This window comes from Maritimibacter harenae, assembly GCF_009882975.1.
Classification (GTDB): Bacteria; Pseudomonadota; Alphaproteobacteria; order Rhodobacterales; family Rhodobacteraceae; genus Maritimibacter; species Maritimibacter harenae.
Genome location: NZ_WTUX01000011.1, coordinates 53,484 through 74,113, shown reverse-complemented (window position 1 = coordinate 74,113; position 20,630 = coordinate 53,484). Strand labels below are relative to the sequence as shown.

Annotated in this window: 19 protein-coding genes and 1 tRNA gene; 9 read left to right on the top strand and 11 right to left on the bottom strand. The window is 67.7% G+C overall.

The features are described 5' to 3' along the window. Window positions 1-882, top strand: coding sequence for a 2-oxo acid dehydrogenase subunit E2 (locus GQE99_RS07045; RefSeq protein WP_161350898.1), 882 nt, complete (start codon window positions 1-3; stop codon window positions 880-882). Between the two features lie 98 nt (window positions 883-980). Here the strand turns inward: GQE99_RS07045 and GQE99_RS07040 are convergent. Beyond that, window positions 981-1,056 (bottom strand) — tRNA-Thr (locus tag GQE99_RS07040). Between the two features lie 49 nt (window positions 1,057-1,105). Continuing rightward, entirely contained in the window at window positions 1,106-2,770 is a 1,665-nt protein-coding gene (locus GQE99_RS07035; RefSeq protein ID WP_161351494.1) for an ABC transporter permease, read from the bottom strand. Window positions 2,771-2,858: 88 nt separating this feature from the next. Here GQE99_RS07035 and GQE99_RS07030 point away from each other — a divergent pair, with 88 nt between their 5' ends. Continuing rightward, window positions 2,859-3,734, top strand: a complete 876-nt coding sequence (locus tag GQE99_RS07030) for a hypothetical protein (RefSeq protein ID WP_161350897.1) — start codon at window positions 2,859-2,861, stop codon at window positions 3,732-3,734. A 13-nt stretch (window positions 3,735-3,747) separates the two neighbouring features. Here the strand turns inward: GQE99_RS07030 and GQE99_RS07025 are convergent, their stop codons facing one another. Further along, window positions 3,748-4,020: a DUF2312 domain-containing protein gene (locus GQE99_RS07025; protein WP_161350896.1), complete on the bottom strand. Its 273-nt coding sequence runs from the start codon at window positions 4,018-4,020 to the stop codon at window positions 3,748-3,750. A 106-nt stretch (window positions 4,021-4,126) separates the two neighbouring features. On the opposite strand from GQE99_RS07025, the gene GQE99_RS07020 reads away from it, so the two are divergent. Continuing rightward, complete coding sequence (locus tag GQE99_RS07020; protein ID WP_161350895.1) at window positions 4,127-4,342, top strand: hypothetical protein; 216 nt, start codon at window positions 4,127-4,129, stop codon at window positions 4,340-4,342. A gap of 8 nt (window positions 4,343-4,350) precedes the next feature. On the opposite strand, the gene GQE99_RS07015 is transcribed toward GQE99_RS07020, so the two are convergent. The 8 genes from GQE99_RS07015 to GQE99_RS06980 all read right to left on the bottom strand — a co-directional run bounded on the left by GQE99_RS07015 (window position 4,351) and on the right by GQE99_RS06980 (window position 13,059). Beyond that, window positions 4,351-6,441, bottom strand: a complete 2,091-nt coding sequence (locus tag GQE99_RS07015; protein ID WP_161350894.1) for an enoyl-CoA hydratase-related protein — start codon at window positions 6,439-6,441, stop codon at window positions 4,351-4,353. 92 nt (window positions 6,442-6,533) lie between these two features. Beyond that, window positions 6,534-6,743 carry a hypothetical protein gene (locus tag GQE99_RS07010; protein WP_161350893.1) on the bottom strand — a complete coding sequence of 70 codons (210 nt, stop codon included), beginning with the start codon at window positions 6,741-6,743 and terminating at the stop codon, window positions 6,534-6,536. 49 nt (window positions 6,744-6,792) lie between these two features. Continuing rightward, the gene (locus GQE99_RS07005) at window positions 6,793-7,119 is read right to left on the bottom strand and encodes a TraR/DksA family transcriptional regulator (protein WP_161350892.1); all 327 of its coding nucleotides are present in this window, start codon (window positions 7,117-7,119) and stop codon (window positions 6,793-6,795) included. 76 nt (window positions 7,120-7,195) lie between these two features. Beyond that, the gene (locus tag GQE99_RS07000) at window positions 7,196-8,272 is read right to left on the bottom strand and encodes a FliM/FliN family flagellar motor switch protein (protein WP_161350891.1); all 1,077 of its coding nucleotides are present in this window, start codon (window positions 8,270-8,272) and stop codon (window positions 7,196-7,198) included. A gap of 63 nt (window positions 8,273-8,335) precedes the next feature. Continuing rightward, the gene (locus GQE99_RS06995; protein ID WP_161350890.1) at window positions 8,336-10,999 is read right to left on the bottom strand and encodes an ATP-binding protein; all 2,664 of its coding nucleotides are present in this window, start codon (window positions 10,997-10,999) and stop codon (window positions 8,336-8,338) included. 3 nt (window positions 11,000-11,002) lie between these two features. Next, window positions 11,003-11,284, bottom strand: a complete 282-nt coding sequence (locus tag GQE99_RS06990; protein ID WP_161350889.1) for a hypothetical protein — start codon at window positions 11,282-11,284, stop codon at window positions 11,003-11,005. Between the two features lie 10 nt (window positions 11,285-11,294). After that, window positions 11,295-11,663, bottom strand: coding sequence for a response regulator transcription factor (locus GQE99_RS06985; RefSeq protein ID WP_161350888.1), 369 nt, complete (start codon window positions 11,661-11,663; stop codon window positions 11,295-11,297). An 88-nt stretch (window positions 11,664-11,751) separates the two neighbouring features. Further along, window positions 11,752-13,059, bottom strand: coding sequence for an XRE family transcriptional regulator (locus tag GQE99_RS06980; RefSeq protein ID WP_161350887.1), 1,308 nt, complete (start codon window positions 13,057-13,059; stop codon window positions 11,752-11,754). Between the two features lie 217 nt (window positions 13,060-13,276). Between GQE99_RS06980 and GQE99_RS06975 the strand changes: the two genes are divergently transcribed. The 6 genes from GQE99_RS06975 (at window position 13,277) to acs (ending at window position 20,565) form a co-directional block, all read left to right on the top strand. Next, window positions 13,277-14,626, top strand: coding sequence for a substrate-binding protein (locus tag GQE99_RS06975; RefSeq protein ID WP_161350886.1), 1,350 nt, complete (start codon window positions 13,277-13,279; stop codon window positions 14,624-14,626). A 123-nt stretch (window positions 14,627-14,749) separates the two neighbouring features. Continuing rightward, the gene (locus tag GQE99_RS06970; RefSeq protein WP_161350885.1) at window positions 14,750-15,781 is read left to right on the top strand and encodes a branched-chain amino acid ABC transporter permease; all 1,032 of its coding nucleotides are present in this window, start codon (window positions 14,750-14,752) and stop codon (window positions 15,779-15,781) included. 9 nt (window positions 15,782-15,790) lie between these two features. Next, window positions 15,791-16,981: a branched-chain amino acid ABC transporter permease gene (locus GQE99_RS06965; RefSeq protein WP_161351493.1), complete on the top strand. Its 1,191-nt coding sequence runs from the start codon at window positions 15,791-15,793 to the stop codon at window positions 16,979-16,981. A 12-nt stretch (window positions 16,982-16,993) separates the two neighbouring features. Next, window positions 16,994-17,749 (top strand): ABC transporter ATP-binding protein, encoded by a 756-nt coding sequence (locus GQE99_RS06960; protein WP_161350884.1) that lies wholly within the window; start codon window positions 16,994-16,996, stop codon window positions 17,747-17,749. A gap of 13 nt (window positions 17,750-17,762) precedes the next feature. Beyond that, entirely contained in the window at window positions 17,763-18,548 is a 786-nt protein-coding gene (locus GQE99_RS06955) for an ABC transporter ATP-binding protein (RefSeq protein WP_161350883.1), read from the top strand. Window positions 18,549-18,627: 79 nt separating this feature from the next. Then, window positions 18,628-20,565 (top strand): acetate--CoA ligase, encoded by a 1,938-nt coding sequence (gene acs / locus GQE99_RS06950; RefSeq protein ID WP_161350882.1) that lies wholly within the window; start codon window positions 18,628-18,630, stop codon window positions 20,563-20,565. Window positions 20,566-20,630: the final 65 nt, after the last annotated feature.

The window sequence follows — 20,630 nt, the reverse complement described above, 5'->3', positions numbered from 1 at the left end:
ATGTCGGACATCAAAGCCAGCCCCTCGACCCGGCGCCTCGCGCTCGAAAAGGGCGTGGACATCGAAAGCCTCGCCCGCAAGCTGGGGCGCGAAACGATCGGGGCCGAGGACATCACGGGCACCGCCTCCGCCCCGGCGGGCGGCGGTGCGGACACGTCCTACTGGGATGTGGACCACAGCCAGTACGGCCCGGTCACCGAGGAACCGATGAGCCGCTTCGCTCAGGTGGCCTCGAAGAACCTCGCCGCCGCGCAGGCGCTCATCCCGGCCGTGACCCATCACGACCGCGCCGACGTGACGGCGATCGAGGCCCTGCGCAAGGCCTGGAAACCCGAGGCGCAATCGCGCGGCGTGAAGTTCACCGCGCTCGCCTTCCACGTCTGCGCCCTGGCCCGCACCCTGCGCGCCTTTCCCCGCTTCAACGCCTCGCTCACGCCCGAGGGCGACACGCTGATCCTGAAGGATTTCGTGCACATCGGGATCGCGGTGGACACGCCCCACGGGCTCATGGTTCCCGTGATCCGCGATGCCGACCGGAAGGGCCTGTGGCAGATCGCGGCCGAGATCGCCGACCTCGCCGCCCGCGCGCAGGCCCGCAAGATCGGCCCGGACGAGATGGGCGGCGCCTCCATGTCGATCACCAACCTGGGCGGTATCGGCGGCTCGGCCTTCTCGCCGATCGTGAACCCGCCGGAGGTGGCGATCCTCGGCATCACGCGGACCGAGACGGTGACGGTCTGGGACGGCGACACCCCGCGCCCCGTGCCGATGGTGCCGCTCGATCTTTCCTACGACCACCGCGTCATCAACGGCGCCGACGCCGCGCGCTTCCTGTCGCACTACGCGGACCTCATCGCCGACCCGCGCAACCTGATGATCTGAACGTGCCCGCCGCGCCTGCGGGAGCGGCAGAAGCCGTACACAAACAAAGCCCGGGTCTTCGCGCCCGGGCTTTTTCGCGTGCGGTGAGGATGGTGCCGTGGTGCCCCCAGAGAGACTCGAACTCCCGACCCACTGATTACAAATCAGTTGCTCTACCAGCTGAGCTATAGGGGCACGCCCCGCGACTTAGACCGGCGGGGCGATCGGATCAAGAGGGGATGGGTCAGCGGTTGGCGCGGGCCATGAAGCCCACGGCCACGAGGCCCACCAGGATGACGAGGATGGCGGCCGGCGCGGCCTCGCCGATCTGTTCGAGCGAGGCCTTCTCGTACACCCGCGTCGAGAGCGTGTTGTAGTTGAACGGGCGCAGGAGCAGCGTGGCCGGCAGTTCCTTCACGCAATCGACGAAGACCAGCAGAAGCGCGGTGCCCACCGAGCCGCGGATGAGGGGCACGTAGACCTCGCGCAGCGCGCCGCCCGCCGTGCGCCCCAGCGACCGCGCGGCCATCGGGAGCGACGGCGACACCCGCCCCATCGCTGCATCCGCCGCGTTCTGGGCGATGGCGAAGAAGCGCACGCCGTAGGCATAGACGATGGCGACCGCCGTGCCGGTCAGCAGAAGCCCGGGATCGAACCCCGTGAGCGCCAGCATCCCGTCGGCCACGGCGTTGTCGAGAGCTGCGAGCGGGATCAGGATGCCCACCGCCAGCACCGCGCCGGGGGCCGCGTAACCGATGGTCGATACCGGCAGGACGAGGCGCGGCAGCCGCGCCCCGGTCAGGCGCACGCCGTAGACCAGGAAGAGCGCGAAGGTCACGGTCAGCACCGCCGCGCTGCTGCCCACCGCCACGGTATGGCCCAGCGCCCGCAGAAGCCCGGGGGCGAGCCAGCCGTCCGCATTCTTCACCGCGTGCCACATCAGGACGCTCACCGGCAGGACGAAGCCGATGGCGAAGGGCACCGTGCACAGCGTGGTGGCGAGCCAGCCCTGCCAGCCGGTGAGGCGCACCGGCTCGACCGGGCGCTGCTGGCGCTCCAGCCGGTAGAAGCGGCTCTTCGAGCGGCTGACCTTCTCGATGGCCACCAGCACCAGCACGAGCCCGAGGATCACCATCGCGATCTGGGCCGCGCCGCCCGCGTTGCCCATCTCGAGCCAGGTGGTGAAGATGCCCGTGGTGAGCGTCTGGACCGCGAAGAAATCGACCGTGCCGAAGTCCGACACCGTCTCCATCATCACGATGGCCGATCCCGCGGCGATGGCCGGGCGCACCAGCGGCAGGCCCACGCGCCAGAACCGGCCCATCGGCCCGGCTCCCAGCGCACGCGCCACCTCGTAGACCCCGCCGGACTGTTCGCGCAGACCTGCACGCACGAGCAGGTAGACATAGGGCGCGAGCGCGGCCGTCAGCACGACGATGGCGGCCCAGAGCGAGCGGATCTCGGGAAACCAGTAGTCGCGCGCGCTCTCCCAACCGAAGAGCTGGCGCAGCCCGGTCTGGACCGGGCCGGAGTACTCCAAGAAATCGACCAGCGCGTAGGCCCCGACATAGGCGGGAATCGCCAACGGGAAGAGCAGCAGCCACTCGAGCCAGCGGCGCCCCGGGAACCGGTACATCGTCACGAGCCAGGCCGCCCCCGTCCCCACGGCCGCCGCGAGTCCCGCCACGGCGAACGCGAGGATCACCGTGTTGCGGAAATAGCGGGGCAGCGTTGTGGAAATAAGGTGCGGCCAGACGTTCTCGGCCGGGTTGAAGGCCATCCACACGACGGCGAGGATCGGCCCGACGACGAGCAGACCGATCGCCACCGCGCCAACCGACCACGGCCCCGGCCAGCGCCAGGCGCGGCGCGGCACTTGCCTTGTAACTTGACCATTTTGCTCGACCATCTCGGGACCGGGCTTATCCATTTCCGGTTTCACTGTCCAGAAATCCCGGTATATGGTGCCGCGAACCCGAAAGGACCGCCCAGCGCCCATGCAGATCGCCTTCCATATCGGCGCCCATTGCACCGACGAGGATCAACTCGTCAAATCGCTGGTCAAGAACACGCAGATCTTCACCGAACAGGGCGTCGCCGTTCCCGGCCCCTCGCGCTACCGCCAGCTTCTGACCGAGGTATCGGCCAAGCTCGCGGGCAGCCCCGCATCGCTCGAGACGCAGGACATGGTGCTCGAGCAGATCCTCGACGGGACCGACCCGCAGCGCGTGGTGTTTTCCTTCGAGAATTACATGTCCGGCCCGCGCCGGGTGCTCGAGAGCGGGATGCTCTACCCGGCCGCGGGCGAGAAGACGCGCATCCTGCGAAATCTCTTCCCCGCCCACGAGATCGAGTTCTTCCTCGCCGTGCGCGACCCGGCCACCTTCGTGCCGGCCTTCGTGAAGAAACACCCGGAACTCGATGCGACCCAGGTGATGGGCCAGCTCAACCCGAACGGCATGATATGGTCGGACGTGGTGCGCGACATCCGCGAGGAGAACCCGGATTGTCCCGTCACCGTCTGGTGCAACGAGGATACGCCGCTCCTGTGGCCGGAAATCATGCACCGGATCACCGGTCTCGACATGAGCCTCCAGTTCAAGGGCGGGCTCGACATCATCGCGCAGATCATGCAGCGCGAGGGCGTCAAGCGTCTGCGCGCCTACATGGCCGAACACCAGCCGCAATCCGAGGCGCAGCGGCGCCGGGTGCTGATGGCCTTTCTCGGCAAATACGCGATCGAGGGCGCGGTCGAGGAAGAGATCACCCTTCCCGGCTGGACCGCGGACCTCGTCGATGAGCTCACGCGCGCCTACGACGACGACATGGCCGAACTGGCGCGCCTGCCGGGGGTGAGTTTCGTCACCACCTGAGCGCGCCGGGCGCTCACATGCCGAGCGCCTGCTTGTACATGTCGAGCACCGCTTCTTCCTCGGCGATGTCGTCGGGCTCGCGCTTGCGCAGCGCGATCACCTTGCGCATGACCTTGGTGTCGTATCCGCGCGCCTTGGCCTCGGCCATGACCTCTTTCTGCTGATCGGCGAGGTCCTTCTTTTCCATCTCCAGGCGCTCGAAGCGCTCCACGAACTGGCGCAGCTCGTCCGCGGCCACGCGGTAGCTGCCCGGGCTGCCTTCGTTGTCTTCAATCACGTCGTTCATCTCGTCCTCGCCTGTGTGGATGAGGCTTCTTGCTAGTCCCTCGGCACGCCGCCATCAAGGGTCATTCTCCCTTGCCTGCCACGTCCCGGCGGGCTATGCGCCCGGCATGGAAATCATGATCTACATCGGGGCGGCCATCTCGGTTGTCGGGCTCGTCGGGCTGATCCTCAGCGCGCTGCGCGTGATGCGTGCGAAGAAGGCGGGGCTGGACGACGACGGGCTGCGCGAGGCGGTGCGCCGTGCCATGATCCTGAACTTCGGCGCGCTGATGCTGTCGGCCTTCGGGCTGATCCTCGTCGTGGTGGGCGTGATCCTCGCCTGAGCCGGGGCTCAGCGCAGGTTCATGTCCTCGAACCGGCGCCCGGTGCTGACCAGGCGGTCCCACAGGGGCGCGGGCGTCCAGAAATCGTTCTCCTCGGCCCAGGCGCGGAGTGCTGCGCGCACGGCCAACGGCCCCTCGCGATCGGCAAGCCGCATCGGGCCGCCGGCGGCGCGCGGGAAACCCAGTCCCTGGAGCATCACCACGTCCACGTCCGAGGGCCGCGCGACCACCCCGGCCTCGACCAGCTTCGCACCTTCGTTCGCCAGGGCCAAGAGGCAGCGCTTGCGGATCTCCTCGGGCTTCATGCCGGTCGCCGACACGCCCGCTTCGGCGCGCAGGCCGCGCAGCATCTGGTCGAGCTCCCGCGACACCTCGCCGGTGGCCACGCGATCCTCGCCCTCGTAGACATAGAACCCCTGCCCCGAGCGGCGCCCGTACCACGCATTCTCGAGCATCCGCACCGGGATCGCCGACGGGCATTCCTCGGCCCGAAGACCCCAGACGGCGTCGAGCCCGGCCACGTCCTGCGCTTCGAACGGCCCCAACGGCATGCCGAGGTCGCGCATCGCCCGGTCCACCGCCTGCGGCGAGGCCCCGCGCTCCAGCGTCAGGGCGGCGGCGCTGTAGTAGGCCGTCACCAGCCGGTTGAACACGAGCCCCGCGCGCGGTTCGGCCACGATCGGCATCTTGCCCATCGCGCGGGCGAGCCGGATGAGCGTGGCCGTCGCCGCGGGTGCCGTGCCGCGCACCGGCGCGATCTCGACCAGGCGGTTGCGGTCGGCCGGCGCGATGAAATGCATGGCCGCGAACCGGTCGCGCCGGGCGGCAGACTGCACCAGCGTTTCGAGGTCGCAATCGGCCGTGGAACTGGCGATGACCGCGCCCGGCTTGGCGATCCCGCCGACCTGGAGCAGGACATGCGCCTTGCGCACGGCATCCTCCGGCAGCGCGTCGATGATCACGTCGGCATCGCCCAGCGCGCGCAGGTCCTGCGACACTTTCAGGCGTGACAGCCGCGTGTCGCGGGCCCGGCCCGACAGCCGCCCGGCCTCGACCGCCGCGCCCAGGCTGCGCTCGATCCGGGTGCGCACGCGGGAGATCGCGGGATCGTCCTCGAGCGCCACGGTCACCGGCACGCCCGAGGCGAGCGCCGCCATCGCCACGTCGCGGGCCAACGGCCCGGCCCCGATCACGCCCACGGCATGGACGGGAAGCGGGTCCACACCCGCCAGCGCGGGGACGCGGGCCGCCCGCCGTTCGGCGAGGAAGGCATGGCGCAGACCGCGCGAGGTGTCGGAATTCACGAGGTCCTCGTAGGCCGCGTGCTCCATGTCGAGCCCCGTCTCGAACGGCACGAGCAGCGCGGCCTCGACGAGATCGACGAGGCGCGGGACGGCTTCGCCCTGCTTGTCGGCGTGGCGCCGGCGGGCCGCGATCACCTCGAGGTATCCGCGCGCATCGCGCGTGCCCCGGGTCACGTCGCGGGTCGGGCGCGGCGGGGTGCCGTCATGGCCGAAGTTGCGCGCGGTGCCGAAGCCCGCGCGCTCCAGGTTCCTTTCTACCACCTTGTCGATCAGTCCCGCCGCATGGGCCCGCTCGGCGTCGAGCGGCTTGCCGGTGGTCAGCATGTCGAGCGCAACCTTGGCCCCCACCAGCCGGGGCAGCCGCTGGGTGCCGCCCGCGTTGGGCACGACGCCCAACGTGACCTCGGGAAAGCCCAGCCGCGCGTCTTCGTGCGCCAGGCGGTAGTGGCAGGCGAGCGCCAGCTCCAGCCCACCGCCCAGGGCCGCGCCATGAATCGCGGCGATCACCGGTTTCGGGCAGGCTTCGATATGCAGGCAGAGATCGGCGAGCGTGGGGGCGCCGAAGGTGGCGGAGAATTCGCGCACGTCCGCGCCCGTGGGAAAGGTGCGCCCGTCGGCGCGGATCAGGATCGCCTGCGCTTCGGGATCGTCCTGCGCGCGGGTCACGGCGTCGAGGAGCGCGGCGCGCACCGGCTGAACCAGCGCGTTCACAGGGGGACTCGCAACGGTCAGAACCGCGACGCCGTCGCGCGCTTCGTAACGAACCCTGTCTGCCCCCTCCGGCCCCGCGTCCATGTGGCGACACCGCTCCAGATAATTGAATGTTCACGGAACGATAGGCCGCGGGGCGGCGTATTGCAAATCCTCCCTGCGGGCGGATGCCCGGATCAGACCGGCATGTTCTCGTACTGGTCCTCTTCGTCGTCCTGGCGCAGCCACTGGGCATAGACCCGAAGCTGGGCGGGCAAGGCAAGGTTGTTGTCGGCGTGGGCCGCGATCACCTGGCGCAGGCGATCCTCCCACATCCGCCAGTTGACCGGGTCCGCCGCGATGTCATCCATCAGGGCTTCGGCCGTCTGAACAATAGGTTGTTTCATGTAATCCTCCCGGGGTCTCCCTCGCAGCGGGTCAGCAGAAACACTCGGATCAGCCTCTTTTCGAGGCACAACTCGCACAAAATGGGGTCTGCGGCAGGAGATCGAGCCGCTCCTCGGAGATCTCGGTGCCGCATTGAACGCAATAGCCATACTCGTCCTCGTCCATGCGGGTGAGTGCGGCCTTGATCTGCGCGATCTCGGCCTGGCCGGAGGTGCCCATCTGTTCAAGCACTTCGTCCTCCTCCCGCTCGGTCGCCAGTTCTTCCCAGTCCTTGGACTGGTGGCTGTCGAGTTCATCATCGATCTCGTGGAGGCGCGTGTCGAGTTCGGCGAGCCGACCCTCGAGAATCTGGCGATATTTTGCGACGTCGGGCATATTGTCTCCTGTTCATCAGGCGCTTCAATGCCTGTGATATTGGCGCTGTGCCTTGATCTCGGTCAATAGAGCCGGCTCATCCATCGTTCCCGAGATCGCCGAGGTCGCCCAGCGCATCGAGGTCGATGGGCGTCGAGTCGCCGGGCAGGTCGCCAAGGTCCGGAAGCGTATCGAGGTCGGGCAAATCGCCCTCTTGCACCGGCAAGTCCGGCACCTGCGCCCCCTGCCCCTGCGGAGGCGTAGGGGGCGCTTCACGGGGCAGCGCGCGCGACTCGCCGGCCGTCCCGAGCCGGACCGCGCGGTTGCCGTCAGCCATGCCCAGGCGCCCCTGCGCCACCGGCCGCCCGTCGAGATCCGCCACGGTGACGTTGTCGAGCGCGCCCGCCGGCAGCGGGATCATGCTGCCCGCGCGAAGCTCCGTCACCTGCGCGATCGGCATTTCGACGCGGTGCAGCATGGCCCGCAGGCGCACCGGCGCGCCCGCGACCACCTCGCCCAGCCGACGGGTGAAGCCCGCGCCATCCGCCAGGCCCGCCCCGGCGCCCGCGGTCGGCGCCGCGTCAAAGGGCAGGATGAGGTCGAGCCTCCCCTGCTTCGCGCCGCGCGCCATGTCGAGCGACATCCGAAAGCGGCGGTAGGGAACATCTTCGAGCGTGAGCGGGATGGCCCGCGCCTCGGCCAGCGCGAGCGCGTAGCGATAACCGCTGAGCGCCGGTGCCTGCTCCAGCGCCGCCTCCGCCGCGCGCTGTTCGAGAAGTTCCAATACGCGGTCGATGAAATCCGCGCAGAGGATCGCATCGGTGCGCGTGGGGGCGCGGGCGTCGGCGGGGCGCGGGGTGACACGGCCCGTGGTCTGCACCTCGATCAGCGCGGCCAGCACGTCACGGTCCAGCAGCACGAGCCCGTAGCGCCCCCCGGGCCCTTCCGTCAGCGCCATCAGCGCATGCTCCGCCATCTCCCCGGTCACGGTAGCGAGCGTGACACGGTCTTCCTCCGGCGCGCCGGCCGCGATGGCGAGCCCCGCGACCTCTTCCCCCGCCTGCATCACGACGGTGCGCAGGATCTTGGCCGCGTCGGGCGCACCGATTTCGGGCGGCGGCCGTCCGGCCCCCGCCTTGCGGCGGATAACGCTGGGGCGTGTCTCTGTGCTCATGTCCGTGCCACGAAACCGGTGTCGCGCCGAGCCTCGCAGGACAGTGTTAAGATAGCGTAAAGGTTAACGCGGCAACGTGACCCGGAACGCCGCCCCGCCCTGCCCGGGCAGATAGGTCACGCCGCCGCCGAGTTTCGACATGATCTCCCGGCAGATGGCGAGGCCGAGCCCGGCGCCGCCCGCGCGCTGCTGGTCGGACAGGCGCGAGAACTTCTCGAAGATCATCCCCTGGCTGTCGGCCGGGATGCCGGAGCCGTTGTCGACGAAATCCACGTGGATGCGGTCGCGGTGGGCAGCGGCGGAAATGGTGAGCCGGGGCGTGTCGGCGTCGCAATACTTGCGGGCATTGGCGATGAGGTTGATGAACACCTGGGCCAGCCGGTCGGGATCGGTGCGGATCGCGAAATCCTCCTGCGTCGGCTGGCGGCGGATGTCGATGTGCCGGCCATCCCGGCCGCTCGCCGCCGCCGACACGGCGCGCTCCAGGACGTCGTGGAGGTTGCCGGGCTGGACGTTGAGCGTCACCTGCCCCGCCTCCAGCACCGACAGGTCGAGCAGGTCGTCGAGCAGCCGGGTAAGACGGATCGCCTCGTCCTGGATGATCGAGGAATACTTGCGGGTGTCGGCATCCTCCATCCCGCCTTCCTTCAGGATCTCGGAAAACGCGCGGATCGAGGTCATGGGCGTGCGCAGTTCGTGGCTGATCTGGCTCAGGAACGCATCCTTCTGGATCGACAGCGCCGTGAGCTTCTCGTTGGCTTCCTGGAGCTGGCGGGCGGTGCGCGCGAGTTCCTCGGATTTCGCCTCGAGCTGCGAGGAATACTCGAGGATCTGCTGCGTCTCGTCGGCCACCGCCATCAGGTCGTCGACCGAGACCGAGGCCCCGCCGACGATCTGCCCGACCATCGCATGCGCCGTGGCCGCGCCGACGGAGCCCGAAAGCTCGCGCTCCAGCAGCCGCAGGAAGTCCGGGGTCGTATCCGGCAGGTAACCTTCCTTGCCCTGCCGCGCGCTTTCGGCCTGGAAGAGCGCCTGCGCCTCGGACGGGCCCATGATCCGCTGGGCCATGACGAGCAGGTCCTCGCTCTCGGCATTGCCACGCGTCCAGCCCTGGGCGGTGCGGCTGTGCTCGAACACGTTGACGAACTGCGCGCCCTGGAGGCGCTCGATGGGACGCGGAAAGGACAGGAGCGAGCCCAGGATGAACCCGGAGGTGTTGAACATCATCGACCAGAAGATCGCGTGGACCACCGGGTCCATGCCCTCGACGCCGAAGAAGGCCTGCGGCCGCAGCCACCCGATGCCCCAGGGGCCGTCGGCCATCACGGCGGCCGACATGATCCCGGTCTCGCCGAAGGACGGCAGGAAGAGCGCGTAGGCCCAGACGAGGAACCCCAGTGTCAGGCCCAGCGCCGCGCCCACCCGGGTCGCGCCCCGCCAGAAGAGCCCGCCGATCATCGCGGGCAGCACCTGCGCGACGCCGGCGAATGAGATCAGGCCGATCGCAGCCAACGCCGCGCCCCCGCCGGAGAAGTGGTAGTAGAGCCAGCCGAGCCCCAGCACGGCGGCGATCGAGATGCGGCGCGCCACCAGCACGATCTGGCGCACGTCGCCCGACATCGCCGCCCCGCCCGAGCGGGTCGAGAGCCAGATCGGCATCACGATGTGGTTCGACATCATGGTCGAGAGCGCGATCGCCGCCACGATGACCATCGACGTGGCCGAGGAAAACCCGCCCAGGAAGGTCAGCATCGCCAGCCCGCCCTGGTCGAAATGGAGCGGCACGGTCAGCACGAAGAGGTCCGGGTTCGCCCCGGTGGGCAGGACCTGGAGCCCCACGACCGCGATGGGCACGACGAAAAGGCTCATCAGGAACATGTAGAGCGGGAAGGCCCAGCTGGCGGTGGCGAGCTGTTTCTCGTCCACGTTCTCGACCACGAGCACCTGGAACATGCGCGGCAGGGTGAGGAAGGCCGCCGCCGACAGGAAGATCATCGTCGCCCAGCGCGCCCCGTCGATGTCCCAGTCGGAAATCGCCGAGGCTTCGATCCGGGCCGCGATGTCGCCCGCACCGCCGCTCACGCCCCAGACGACGAAGACGCCCACCGCCAGGAGGGCCACGAGCTTGACCACCGCCTCGACCGCGATCGCGGTGACAACGCCGTGGTGGCGTTCGTTGGCGTCGAGGTTGCGGGTGCCGAAGAGCACGGTGAAGGCGGCAAGCCCGGCGGCGACCCAGAAGGCCGTCGCCTCGGGGTCGGCCTGCGCATCGCCGCTGACATCGGCGAAGACGGAATAGGACAGGACCACGGACTGGAGTTGCAGCGCGATGTAGGGCGTCGTGCCCACGACGGCGAGCAGCGTGACCAGCACGCCCAGAAGGTTCGACTTGCCGTAGCGCGACGAAATCAGGTCGGCGATCGAGGTGATGCGCTGCGCGCGCCCGATGCGCACCAGCTTGCGCAGGACCCACCACCAGCCGACCATGACCAGCGTGGGGCCGAGGTAGATCGTGACGAACTCCAGCCCCGAGCGCGCGGCGTAGCCCACCGCGCCGTAGAAGGTCCACGCCGTGCAGTAGATCGACAGGCTGAGCGTGTAGATGATCGGCGTGCGCAGCCAGGCACCGCGCCCGGTGCGCGCCTGCCGGTCGCCCCAGAAGGCGACGAGGAACAGGAACCCCACGTAGGCGAAGCTGACGCCGATCAGCAGGTTGAACCCGACCACGCGCTACTCCTCGCCGTCGCTGGCGACCTCGAGCGGGTCGGTGGCCACGCCCCCCGGCGCCCGGGCGAGCGAGCGCACCAGCGCCGCCGCCCCGATGATCAGGAGCAGCCAGGCCGCGAAGAGATACATGCCGGCATAAGCGGTGGAGCGCGCCGTCGTCGCGGCGCCCAGGAGCGGGACGAGAAACAGGATCGCCCCCAGCGCCGGCAACACGCGCAGCGCGTCGATCACGCGCCGGCGGCGGTAGGTGTCTCTTGCAAGGAAGGTGGTGGGCCGCCGTGTCATCGCCGCCCCGTCAGTCGTCCGTGATCTCGCGCAGGACGCTCAGCACCTCGGCGTTCGAGAAGGGCTTGGTCATGAAGCGCGTGGCGCCCAGCCGGTCGGCGGTTTCGCGGTCCTTCTTCTGGCCGCGCGCGGTCAGCATGAGGACGGGCAGATCGGCGGTGTCCGGGTTGGCGCGCAGGTCCTGAAGAATCTCGTAGCCCGAGCGCCCGGGCAGCATCACGTCGAGCACCAGCGCGTCGGGCGCGTGGCGCTCGACCGCGTCCAGCGCCGTCTCCCCATTTGCATGCGTCGCCACCGACCAGCCATCCCGGCTGAGGATGAACGATATCGCTTCGATGATGTTCGGCTCGTCCTCGATCAGCAGAACCTGTCTTGCCATACGCTCCCCCGCATGGGGCCTCCTCCCGACCCCGTGCCATGTTTATCACCGGGGCCGGGCTCAGAGTCAAAGCGCATGCGCCCTCCCCTTACACCCGGCCACCCAGGATGGAGGGCTCGCGGCGGGCCGTACAGCTGTCGCGCGGGCAGATCCGACAGGAGGCGCCGACGCCCAGCGCGGCACCGTCGGTCCCCTCGACGGGCTCGATCAGCATCGTCGCCTCGTGGATCGGGGGCGCGTCGAACGAGGCCGCGGGGCGCGGGATCGACACCGCGCGGCACAGGAACCGCTTGGGGTCGGCCCCCGGCATCTCGACCACCTGCGCGATGGGCTGCCCGGGCCGCGCCAGTGCCTGGTAGAGCGGCCAGAGCGGACAGGCGGCCCCGAAGCGCGGCAGCGGGAAACCTTCGAGCGGCTTGCGCAGCGTGACCGTGCCGGACCCGTCGCAGACCACGAGCCCGCGCGCGGGCGTGCCCTCTTCGGCCGGCAGGCTCGCCATGCGGCGCAGTACGGCGTCGATCCCGACGCCGAAGCCGTCGGCCACCCGCGCCGGGTCGCCCCCGGTGTTGGCCAGGGATGTGCGCAGGGCGCGCAGCGGCATCATCCGGGCGTCCGAGACATAGCGCACCAGCATCCGGTGGGCCAGGTCGCGCGCACCCCGGTCGCGCAGCGTCTTGGCCCGGTCGAGCATCACCGCGATGTCGCCCTCACCGACCGCCGGTTTCTCCAACTCCTCGAAATGGTAGCCCGCCGCCTCGACGAAGGCCGCCACGTCATCGACGGAAGAGACCTGCATCGCGCGCGCCTCGGCCCCGGCCTCGAGATATGTGACCAACCCTTCGGCAGAGGACGACAGGCGCTGCGCCTCTTCGCGCATGTTGCGCAGGAAGCGGGCCTGCCAATCCGGGTCGATGTCCTCGGTCTCGGCCAGGATGGCGGCGGTGGAGCGGATCGCGGTCACGGTCGAGAGCACCTCGTGCAGGGAGGCGGCAAGATGCGGGTCGTGGGTCAGGCGGTCGGACAGCGTCTCGACCACCCGTTCGAGATCCTCGATGCGCCGCGCCTGGGCGGCGACGAGCCCCGCCCATCCGGCGAAACGGCCCGCGAATTCCTCGACCCGGTCAAGCTCCGGCGCGCCCCCTTCGATGCGCGCGGCGGCGTCGCCCAGCGCGGCCACGAGCGCCTCGCCCGCCCCCTCGGACAGTTGCGCGGGCTCGGCGTCGAGTTCGCGCGCGAGGTCCACGAGCAGCTTGCCGCCGATTCTGCGGCGATTGTGCTCGATGAGGTTGAGGTAGGCGGGCGATACGCCGACGGCGCGGGCAAGATCGGCCTGCCGCTGGCCCAGCGCGAGGCGTCTTTCGCGGATGCGGCTGCCGGTCAGGCGGGACTGCGGCATGTCAAAAAATCCTTGTTTTCCGGGCGCTTTCTGCGACTGCGAGAAAATTCGTTTACAAGTATACCATCGCATCTGTTCATTTGTTTACAAAAAAATCGTTTCTCTAGAACCATTTGTTGCTTCGTTTTCAGACCCGCCACAATAATGCCATCAGCCTGTTAAGGCTCACGGCATGTGCGGGGAGGCCATGCCGTCATTTCCAAACGGGAGGATATTCATGTCCAAATCGAACTTCACCCGTCGTGGGCTTCTCAAGACGGGCGCCGTATCCGGCGCCGGTCTTGCCCTGCCGACGATCTTCACCTCCGCCGCTTCGGCCTTCACCAACGAGCCGACCGGCGGAACGGTGACGCTCGGCTTCAACGTGCCCCAGACCGGCCCCTACGCCGACGAAGGTCTCGACGAACTGCGCGCCCAGGAACTCGCGGTCGAGCACCTCAACGGCATGGGCGACGGCGGCATGCTCAACACCTTCTCGTCGCAGGCGCTGGAAGGGAACGGCATCCTCGGCAAGAAGGTCCAGTTCGTCACCGGCGACACGCAGACCAAGTCGGACGCCGCGCGCGCCTCGGCGAAGTCGATGATCGAGAAGGACGGCGTCACGATGATCAACGGCGGCTCGTCCTCGGGCGTGGCCATCGCCGTCCAGGGTCTCTGCCAGGAGGCCGGCATCATCTTCATGGCGGGCCTCACCCACTCCAACGACACCACCGGCAAGGACCGCAAGGCCAACGGCTTCCGCCACTTCTTCAATGGCTACATGTCGGGTGCCGCGCTTGGCCCCGTGCTCAAGAACGCCTACGGCACCGACCGCCGCGCCTACCACCTGACGGCCGACTACACCTGGGGCTGGACCCAGCAGGAGTCGATCCAGGCCTCGACCGAGGCGATCGGCTGGGAGACCGTCAACAACGTGCTGACCCCGGTCGGCGCGGGCGACTTCTCGTCCTACATCACGCCGGTCCTGAACTCGGGCGCCGACGTGCTGATCCTGAACCACTACGGCGGCGACATGGTCAACTCGCTGACCCAGGCGGTGCAGTTCGGCCTGCGCGACGCGCAAGCCAACGGCAAGGACTTCGAGATCGTCGTCCCGCTCTACTCTGAGCTGATGGCGGCCGGTGCCGGCGAGAACATCAAGGGCGTGTACGGCTCGATGAACTGGAACTGGCAGCTGTCGGACGCCGGCACCCAGGCCTTCGTCAAGTCGTTCGGCGAGAAGTACGGCCGTCCGCCGTCCAACTCGGCGCACACCTGCTACGTGCAGACGCTGCTCTATGCCGACGCCGTGACCCGTGCGGGCTCGTTCAACCCCTGCGCCGTGGCCGAAGCCCTCGAAGGGTTCGAGTTCGACGGCCTGGGCAACGGCCCGACGCTCTACCGCGCCGAAGACCACCAGTGCTTCAAGGACGTGCTGGTCATGAAGGGCGCCGAGAACCCGACGACCGAGTACGACACGCTCGAAATCGTCGAGCAGACGCCGGTGGAACAGGTCATGTACGAGCCGAACCACCCGATGTTCGGCGGCGACGAGGCCTCGCTCGGCGAATGTAACGACGGCGCGTAAGCGCCCCGGTCTGGCCGTGTGGCGGAGACGTCGCGCGGCCAGCCATCCCCGGCTTGACGGCAGGGACGCAGCGGACAGCGTCCTGCGGCCGGGCGGACTTCAACCTTCTCACGGGTGGGGACAATGGACGCCATCATTCTTCAAATCCTCAACGGGCTCGACAAGGGCTCGGCCTATGCGCTGATCGCGCTCGGGCTCACGCTGATCTTCGGCACGCTCGGCGTCGTGAACTTCGCCCACGGCGCACTGTTCATGATCGGCGCTTTCGTCGCGGTGACGCTGCAACGCATCTTCGGCTTGTCCTATGAAGAGGTGGATCCGGACAAGACCGACTTTCTCGGCAATCCGCTGGTCGTCGACAAACCCTATGTCGAGAAATGGTTCGGCGCCGATTTCGGAGCCTGGCTCATCGACTGGTCCGTTCCGCTGGCGATCATCGCCGCGATCCCGGTCATGCTGATCGTCGGTTTCGTGATGGAGCGCGGGCTCATCAAGCATTTCTACAAGCGTCCGCATGCCGACCAGATCCTCGTGACCTTCGGCCTCGCGATCGTTCTTCAGGAGCTCATCAAGTACTTCTTCGGCGCCAACCCGATCCAGACCGGCGCCCCCGACGCCTTCGCGGGCTCGATGGATTTCGGCGTCCTCCTGGGCTTCGACCCGAACGTGATCATCTATCCCTACTGGCGGCTCGTCTACTTCCTGTTCGCGGCCCTCGTGATCGGCGGCGTCTTCGCCTTCCTCCAGTTCACCACCTTCGGCATGGTCGTGCGCGCCGGCATGGCGGACCGCGAGACCGTGGGGCTTCTCGGCATCAACATCGACAAGCGTTTCACGCTGATGTTCGGGCTGGCCGCGGCCGTCGCGGGGGTGGCGGGCGTGATGTACACGCCGATCCTCGCGCCCAATTACCACATGGGCATGGACTTCCTCGTCCTGTCGTTCGTCGTGGTCGTGGTCGGTGGCATGGGCTCCCTGCCCGGGGCCGTCGCCGCGGGCTTCCTGCTGGGGATCCTGCAGAGCTTCGCCTCGATGAACGAAATCAAATCCCTCATTCCGGGGATCGACCAGGTGATCATCTACCTCGTCGCGATCCTCATCCTGCTCACCCGTCCGCGGGGCCTGCTGGGCCGTGCCGGCGTGATGGAGGACTAAGACATGAAAATGCTCGGACTCAGCAACAAAGACACCCGCTTCCTCCTGATCGTCATCGCGCTCACGCTGCTCACGCCGATCATCCTGCAACCCTTCCCCGAGGGCTCGTCGCTGGCGCAGTTCAACGCGGGCTACCCGGACCTGATGCAGCGCTTCGCGATCTTCGGGATCTTCGCGATCGGGTTCAACATCCTCTTCGGCCTCACCGGCTACCTCTCCTTCGGCCACGCGGCCTTCCTCGGGGTGGGTTCCTACTCGGTCGTCTGGATGTACAAGCTCCTGGGCTACAACGTGGTGCCCGGCATCCTGCTGGCCATCGTCGTCTCGGGCCTCTTCGCGCTTCTCATCGGCTTCATCAGCCTGCGCCGCTCGGGCATCTACTTCTCGATCCTGACGCTGGCCTTCGCGCAGATGAGCTACAACCTCGCCTACTCGGTGCTCACCCCGCTCACCAACGGCGAGACAGGGCTCCAGGTCTACACCAACGACGCGCAGGTCCTGATGGGCGCAGGCGCCCCCAACTCGCCCCACTTCTTCGGCATCGTGATGAACGAGAGCTCGAAGCTGAACCTGGGCGGGTGGGAGTTCACCTTCAACAACGGCTATTACTTCTGCGCCATCGTCGCGATCCTGGTCTTCTACCTGAGCCTGCGCATCTTCCGCTCGCCCTTCGGGCTGATGCTGCGCGCGATCAAGACCAACCAGACGCGCCTGAACTACACCGGCCTGAACGCGCGCCCCTACACGCTCGCGGCCTTCGTGATCTCGGGCATGTACGCCGGGCTCGCCGGTGCGCTGATGGCCTCGATGGACCCGCTGGCAGGCGCCGAGCGGATGCAGTGGACGGCCTCTGGCGAAGTCGTGCTGATGACCATCCTCGGCGGGGCCGGCACCCTCATGGGTCCGATCCTGGGCGCGGGCTTCATCAAGTACTTCGAGAACATCTTCTCGAAGATCAACGACCAGGTCCTGCACGGCTGGTTCGCCTTCCTGCCCGACGGGCTGGAGAACTTCATCATCGGCGTCAGCCACTTCTTCGTCGGCAAGTCCTGGCACCTCACGCTGGGCCTGCTCTTCATGCTGGTCGTGATCTTCCTGCCCGGCGGTCTCGTCGAAGGGGGTCAGCGCATCGCCCGCGCCTTCCGCAACCGCAAGTCGAAAGACGACGGTGCGCAGGCCCGCACCCAGCCCGCGGAATAAGGAGAAACACCAATGGGTATCCTTGAAGTCAAGAACGTGGGCAAACGCTTCGGCGGCCTGCAGGCCCTGTCCGACGTGAACCTCTCGGTCAAAGAGAACTCGGTCCATGCCATCATCGGCCCGAACGGCGCCGGCAAGTCCACCCTGCTCAACTGCTTCGTGGGCAAGCTGATCCCCGACACCGGGAGCGTGATGTTCAACGGGCAGTCGGTGCTCGGGCTCAAGCCGTACGAAATCAACCAGATGGGCATCTCCCGCGTGTTCCAAACGCCCGAGATCTTCTCGGACCTGACCGTGATGGAGAACGTCATGATTTCGTGTTTCGCGCGGCGCGACGGGTCGTTCCGGATGCACCCGTTCGAAACGGTGGCCCACGAGACCGACATCGTGGAACAGGCCGAACAGATGCTCGAGGACGTCAACATGCTGGACAAGCGCCACATGCACGCGGCCTCGATGTCGCGCGGCGACAAGCGGCGGCTGGAGATGGCGATGTGCCTGGCCCAGAACCCCAAGCTCCTGCTTCTGGACGAGCCGACCGCGGGCATGGCCCGCGCCGACACCAACAACACGATCGACCTGCTCAAGGAGATCAAGGAGAAGCGCGACATCACGATGGCGATCATCGAACACGACATGCACGTGGTGTTTTCGCTGGCCGAACGGATCACGGTGCTTGCCCAGGGGACGCCCCTGGTCGAGGATACGCCGGAGAACATCAAGGGCCATCCGAAGGTGAAGGAAGCCTACCTCGGGGAGGCTGCGTAAGGAGATGAAGGACATGAACGAACACGTCGCCGGAGAGGCTTCGCGCCGCGAGAAGGTCGATCACTCCAACAACGCGAACAAGGCCGCCACCGCGCCCGCCTTCTTCTCGGCCTGGGACATTCACGCCTATTACGGCGAGAGCTACATCGTGCAGGGCGTGAGCTTCAACATCCACGAGGGCGAGATCCTGGCGCTGCTGGGCCGCAACGGGGCCGGCAAGACCTCGACCCTGCGCGCGATCGCGCGCACCGGCAGCCCGCTGGTCACGGAAGGCGAGATCTGGCTCGACCACCAGCCGCTCCACAAGATGAAGAGCCACGAGGCCGCGCAATGCGGGCTGGGGCTCGTGCCCGAGGACCGGCGCATCATCCAGGGGCTCACGGTGGAGGAGAACCTGCAACTGGCGCAGATCGCCCCGCCGATCGGCTGGTCGCTGGAACGGGTCTACGAGCTCTTCCCGCGCCTCAAGGAACGGCGCAAGCAGGAGGGCACCACCCTGTCGGGCGGCGAACAGCAGATGCTCGCCATCGCGCGCGCCCTGGTGCGCGACCTCAAGGTGCTTCTGCTCGACGAACCCTACGAGGGCCTCGCCCCCGTCATCGTCGACGAGATCGAGAAGACGCTCAACGTCATCAAGGCGCAGGGCATCACCACCGTTCTCGTGGAGCAGAACGCGATCCGGGCGCTGGAGCTGGCCGACCGCGCCGTCATCCTCGACACCGGAACGGTCGTCTTCGACGGCACCGCCCAGGAGGTGCTGGACAACGAAGAGCTGCGGCACGAGTATCTGGCCATCTGATCAAGACCTTAGTCGGGCGCCCAAGGGGCGCCCGAACCCGATAGGACGACAAATACCCCGGCAAGGAGGAGGACCCAACATGTCCGACACAACCTATCCGCCATCCGATGAATTCGTGAAGAACGCCCATGTTGACGCGGCCAAGTACAAGGAGATGTACGAGGCCTCGGTGAACGACCCCGAAGCCTTCTGGAAAGGGCAGATGGGCCGGCTCGACTGGTCCAGGACGCCCACCAAGATCAAGAACACCTCGTTCGACTACCACAACGTGTCGATCAAGTGGTTCGAGGACGGGGAGCTCAACGTCTCGGTCAACTGCGTCGACCGGCACCTGGCCAAGCGCGGCGACCAGACCGCGATCATCTGGGAAAGCGACGACCCGAACGTCGACATGCACATCACCTACAACGAGCTGTCGGAGAAGGTGAACAAGTTCGCCAACGTGCTCAAGGGCCTGGGCGTGGGCAAGGGCGACCGTGTCGTGCTCTACCTGCCGATGATCCCGGAAGCCGCCTACGCGATGCTCGCCTGCACGCGTATCGGGGCGATCCACTCGATCGTCTTCGCCGGCTTCTCGCCCGAGGCGCTGGCGGCCCGCGTGTCGGGCTGTGACGCCAAGCTCATCATCACCGCCGACGAGGCCCCGCGCGGCGGTCGCGCCACGCCGCTCAAGAAGAACGTGGACAAGGCGCGCGAGCATTGCGGCGACGTCGCCACGCTCGTGGTCGAGCGCACCGGCGCCGACGTGGGCATGGGCGACAGAGACCACGGCTACACCGCGCTGATGGCCGATGCCTCGGCCCAGTGCGCGCCGGAGCCGATGAACGCGGAAGACCCGCTCTTCATCCTCTACACCTCGGGCTCGACCGGGGCGCCGAAGGGCGTCGTGCACACCACCGGCGGCTACCTGCTCTATGCCGCGATGACCCACGAGATCACCTTCGACTACCATGACGGCGACGTCTACTGGTGCACCGCGGACGTGGGCTGGGTCACCGGCCACAGCTACATCGTCTACGGGCCGCTGGCCAACGGCGCGACCACGCTGATGTTCGAAGGCGTGCCCACCTACCCGGACGCGGGCCGGTTCTGGGCCGTGTGCGAGAAGCACAAGGTGAACCAGTTCTACACCGCCCCCACCGCGATCCGCGCGCTCATGGGCCAGGGCAACGAATGGGTGACGAAATACGACCTGTCCGACCTCAAGGTGCTGGGCACCGTGGGCGAACCGATCAACCCGGAAGCCTGGAACTGGTACAACGAGGTCGTCGGCAAGGGAAATTGCCCCATCGTCGACACCTGGTGGCAGACCGAGACGGGCGGTCACCTGCTGACCCCCCTGCCCGGCGCCACGGCGACCAAGCCCGGTTCGGCCACCACGCCCTTCTTCGGCGTGCAGCCGGTCGTGCTCGACCCGCAGTCGGGGGCCGAGATCAAGGAGACGGAATGCGAGGGCGTGCTGTGCATCGCGGACAGCTGGCCGGGCCAGATGCGCACCGTCTACGGCGACCACGAACGGTTCGTGAAGACGTACTTCTCGGACTACAAGGGCTACTACTTCTCCGGTGACGGCTGCCGGCGCGACGCCGACGGGTACTACTGGATCACCGGCCGCGTGGACGACGTGATCAACGTGTCGGGCCACCGCATGGGCACTGCCGAGGTCGAAAGCGCCCTCGTCGCGCACAGCAAGGTGGCCGAGGCCGCCGTCGTCGGCTTCCCGCACGACATCAAGGGCCAGGGCATCTATTGCTACGTGACCCTGATGGAAGGCGAGGAATACACCGACGAGCTCAAGACCGAGCTGCGAAACTGGGTGCGCCAGGAGATCGGGCCGATCGCATCGCCGGATTACATCCAGTGGGCCCCGGGCCTGCCCAAGACCCGGTCGGGCAAGATCATGCGCCGCATCCTGCGCAAGATCGCGGAAAACGACTACGGCGCCCTCGGCGACACCTCGACGCTCGCGGACCCGTCGGTGGTGGACGATCTGATCGCGAACCGAAAACAGGACTGACCCTCTCCCCGAGCGCCCTGCTCCGGCAGGGTCTCACCTTAGGGCCGGCGCCTTCGTGTGCCGGC

Bases quoted from the DNA above. Each gene is read 5' to 3' on its own strand.
- GQE99_RS07015 (WP_161350894.1), bottom strand. From the start codon at position 6,441: ATGGACGCGGGGCCGGAGGGGGCAGACAGGGTTCGTTACGAAGCGCGC.
- GQE99_RS07000 (WP_161350891.1), bottom strand. From the start codon at position 8,272: ATGAGCACAGAGACACGCCCCAGCGTTATCCGCCGCAAGGCGGGGGCC.
- GQE99_RS06975 (WP_161350886.1), top strand. From the start codon at position 13,277: ATGTCCAAATCGAACTTCACCCGTCGTGGGCTTCTCAAGACGGGCGCC.
- GQE99_RS07020 (WP_161350895.1), top strand. From the start codon at position 4,127: ATGGAAATCATGATCTACATCGGGGCGGCCATCTCGGTTGTCGGGCTC.
- GQE99_RS07030 (WP_161350897.1), top strand. From the start codon at position 2,859: ATGCAGATCGCCTTCCATATCGGCGCCCATTGCACCGACGAGGATCAA.
- GQE99_RS06970 (WP_161350885.1), top strand. From the start codon at position 14,750: ATGGACGCCATCATTCTTCAAATCCTCAACGGGCTCGACAAGGGCTCG.
- GQE99_RS07025 (WP_161350896.1), bottom strand. From the start codon at position 4,020: ATGAACGACGTGATTGAAGACAACGAAGGCAGCCCGGGCAGCTACCGC.
- GQE99_RS06985 (WP_161350888.1), bottom strand. From the start codon at position 11,663: ATGGCAAGACAGGTTCTGCTGATCGAGGACGAGCCGAACATCATCGAA.
- GQE99_RS07035 (WP_161351494.1), bottom strand. From the start codon at position 2,770: ATGGTCGAGCAAAATGGTCAAGTTACAAGGCAAGTGCCGCGCCGCGCC.
- GQE99_RS07045 (WP_161350898.1), top strand. From the start codon at position 1: ATGTCGGACATCAAAGCCAGCCCCTCGACCCGGCGCCTCGCGCTCGAA.
- GQE99_RS06980 (WP_161350887.1), bottom strand. From the start codon at position 13,059: ATGCCGCAGTCCCGCCTGACCGGCAGCCGCATCCGCGAAAGACGCCTC.
- GQE99_RS06965 (WP_161351493.1), top strand. From the start codon at position 15,791: ATGCTCGGACTCAGCAACAAAGACACCCGCTTCCTCCTGATCGTCATC.
- GQE99_RS07005 (WP_161350892.1), bottom strand. From the start codon at position 7,119: ATGCCCGACGTCGCAAAATATCGCCAGATTCTCGAGGGTCGGCTCGCC.
- GQE99_RS06960 (WP_161350884.1), top strand. From the start codon at position 16,994: ATGGGTATCCTTGAAGTCAAGAACGTGGGCAAACGCTTCGGCGGCCTG.
- acs (WP_161350882.1), top strand. From the start codon at position 18,628: ATGTCCGACACAACCTATCCGCCATCCGATGAATTCGTGAAGAACGCC.
- GQE99_RS06990 (WP_161350889.1), bottom strand. From the start codon at position 11,284: ATGACACGGCGGCCCACCACCTTCCTTGCAAGAGACACCTACCGCCGC.
- GQE99_RS06955 (WP_161350883.1), top strand. From the start codon at position 17,763: ATGAACGAACACGTCGCCGGAGAGGCTTCGCGCCGCGAGAAGGTCGAT.
- GQE99_RS07010 (WP_161350893.1), bottom strand. From the start codon at position 6,743: ATGAAACAACCTATTGTTCAGACGGCCGAAGCCCTGATGGATGACATC.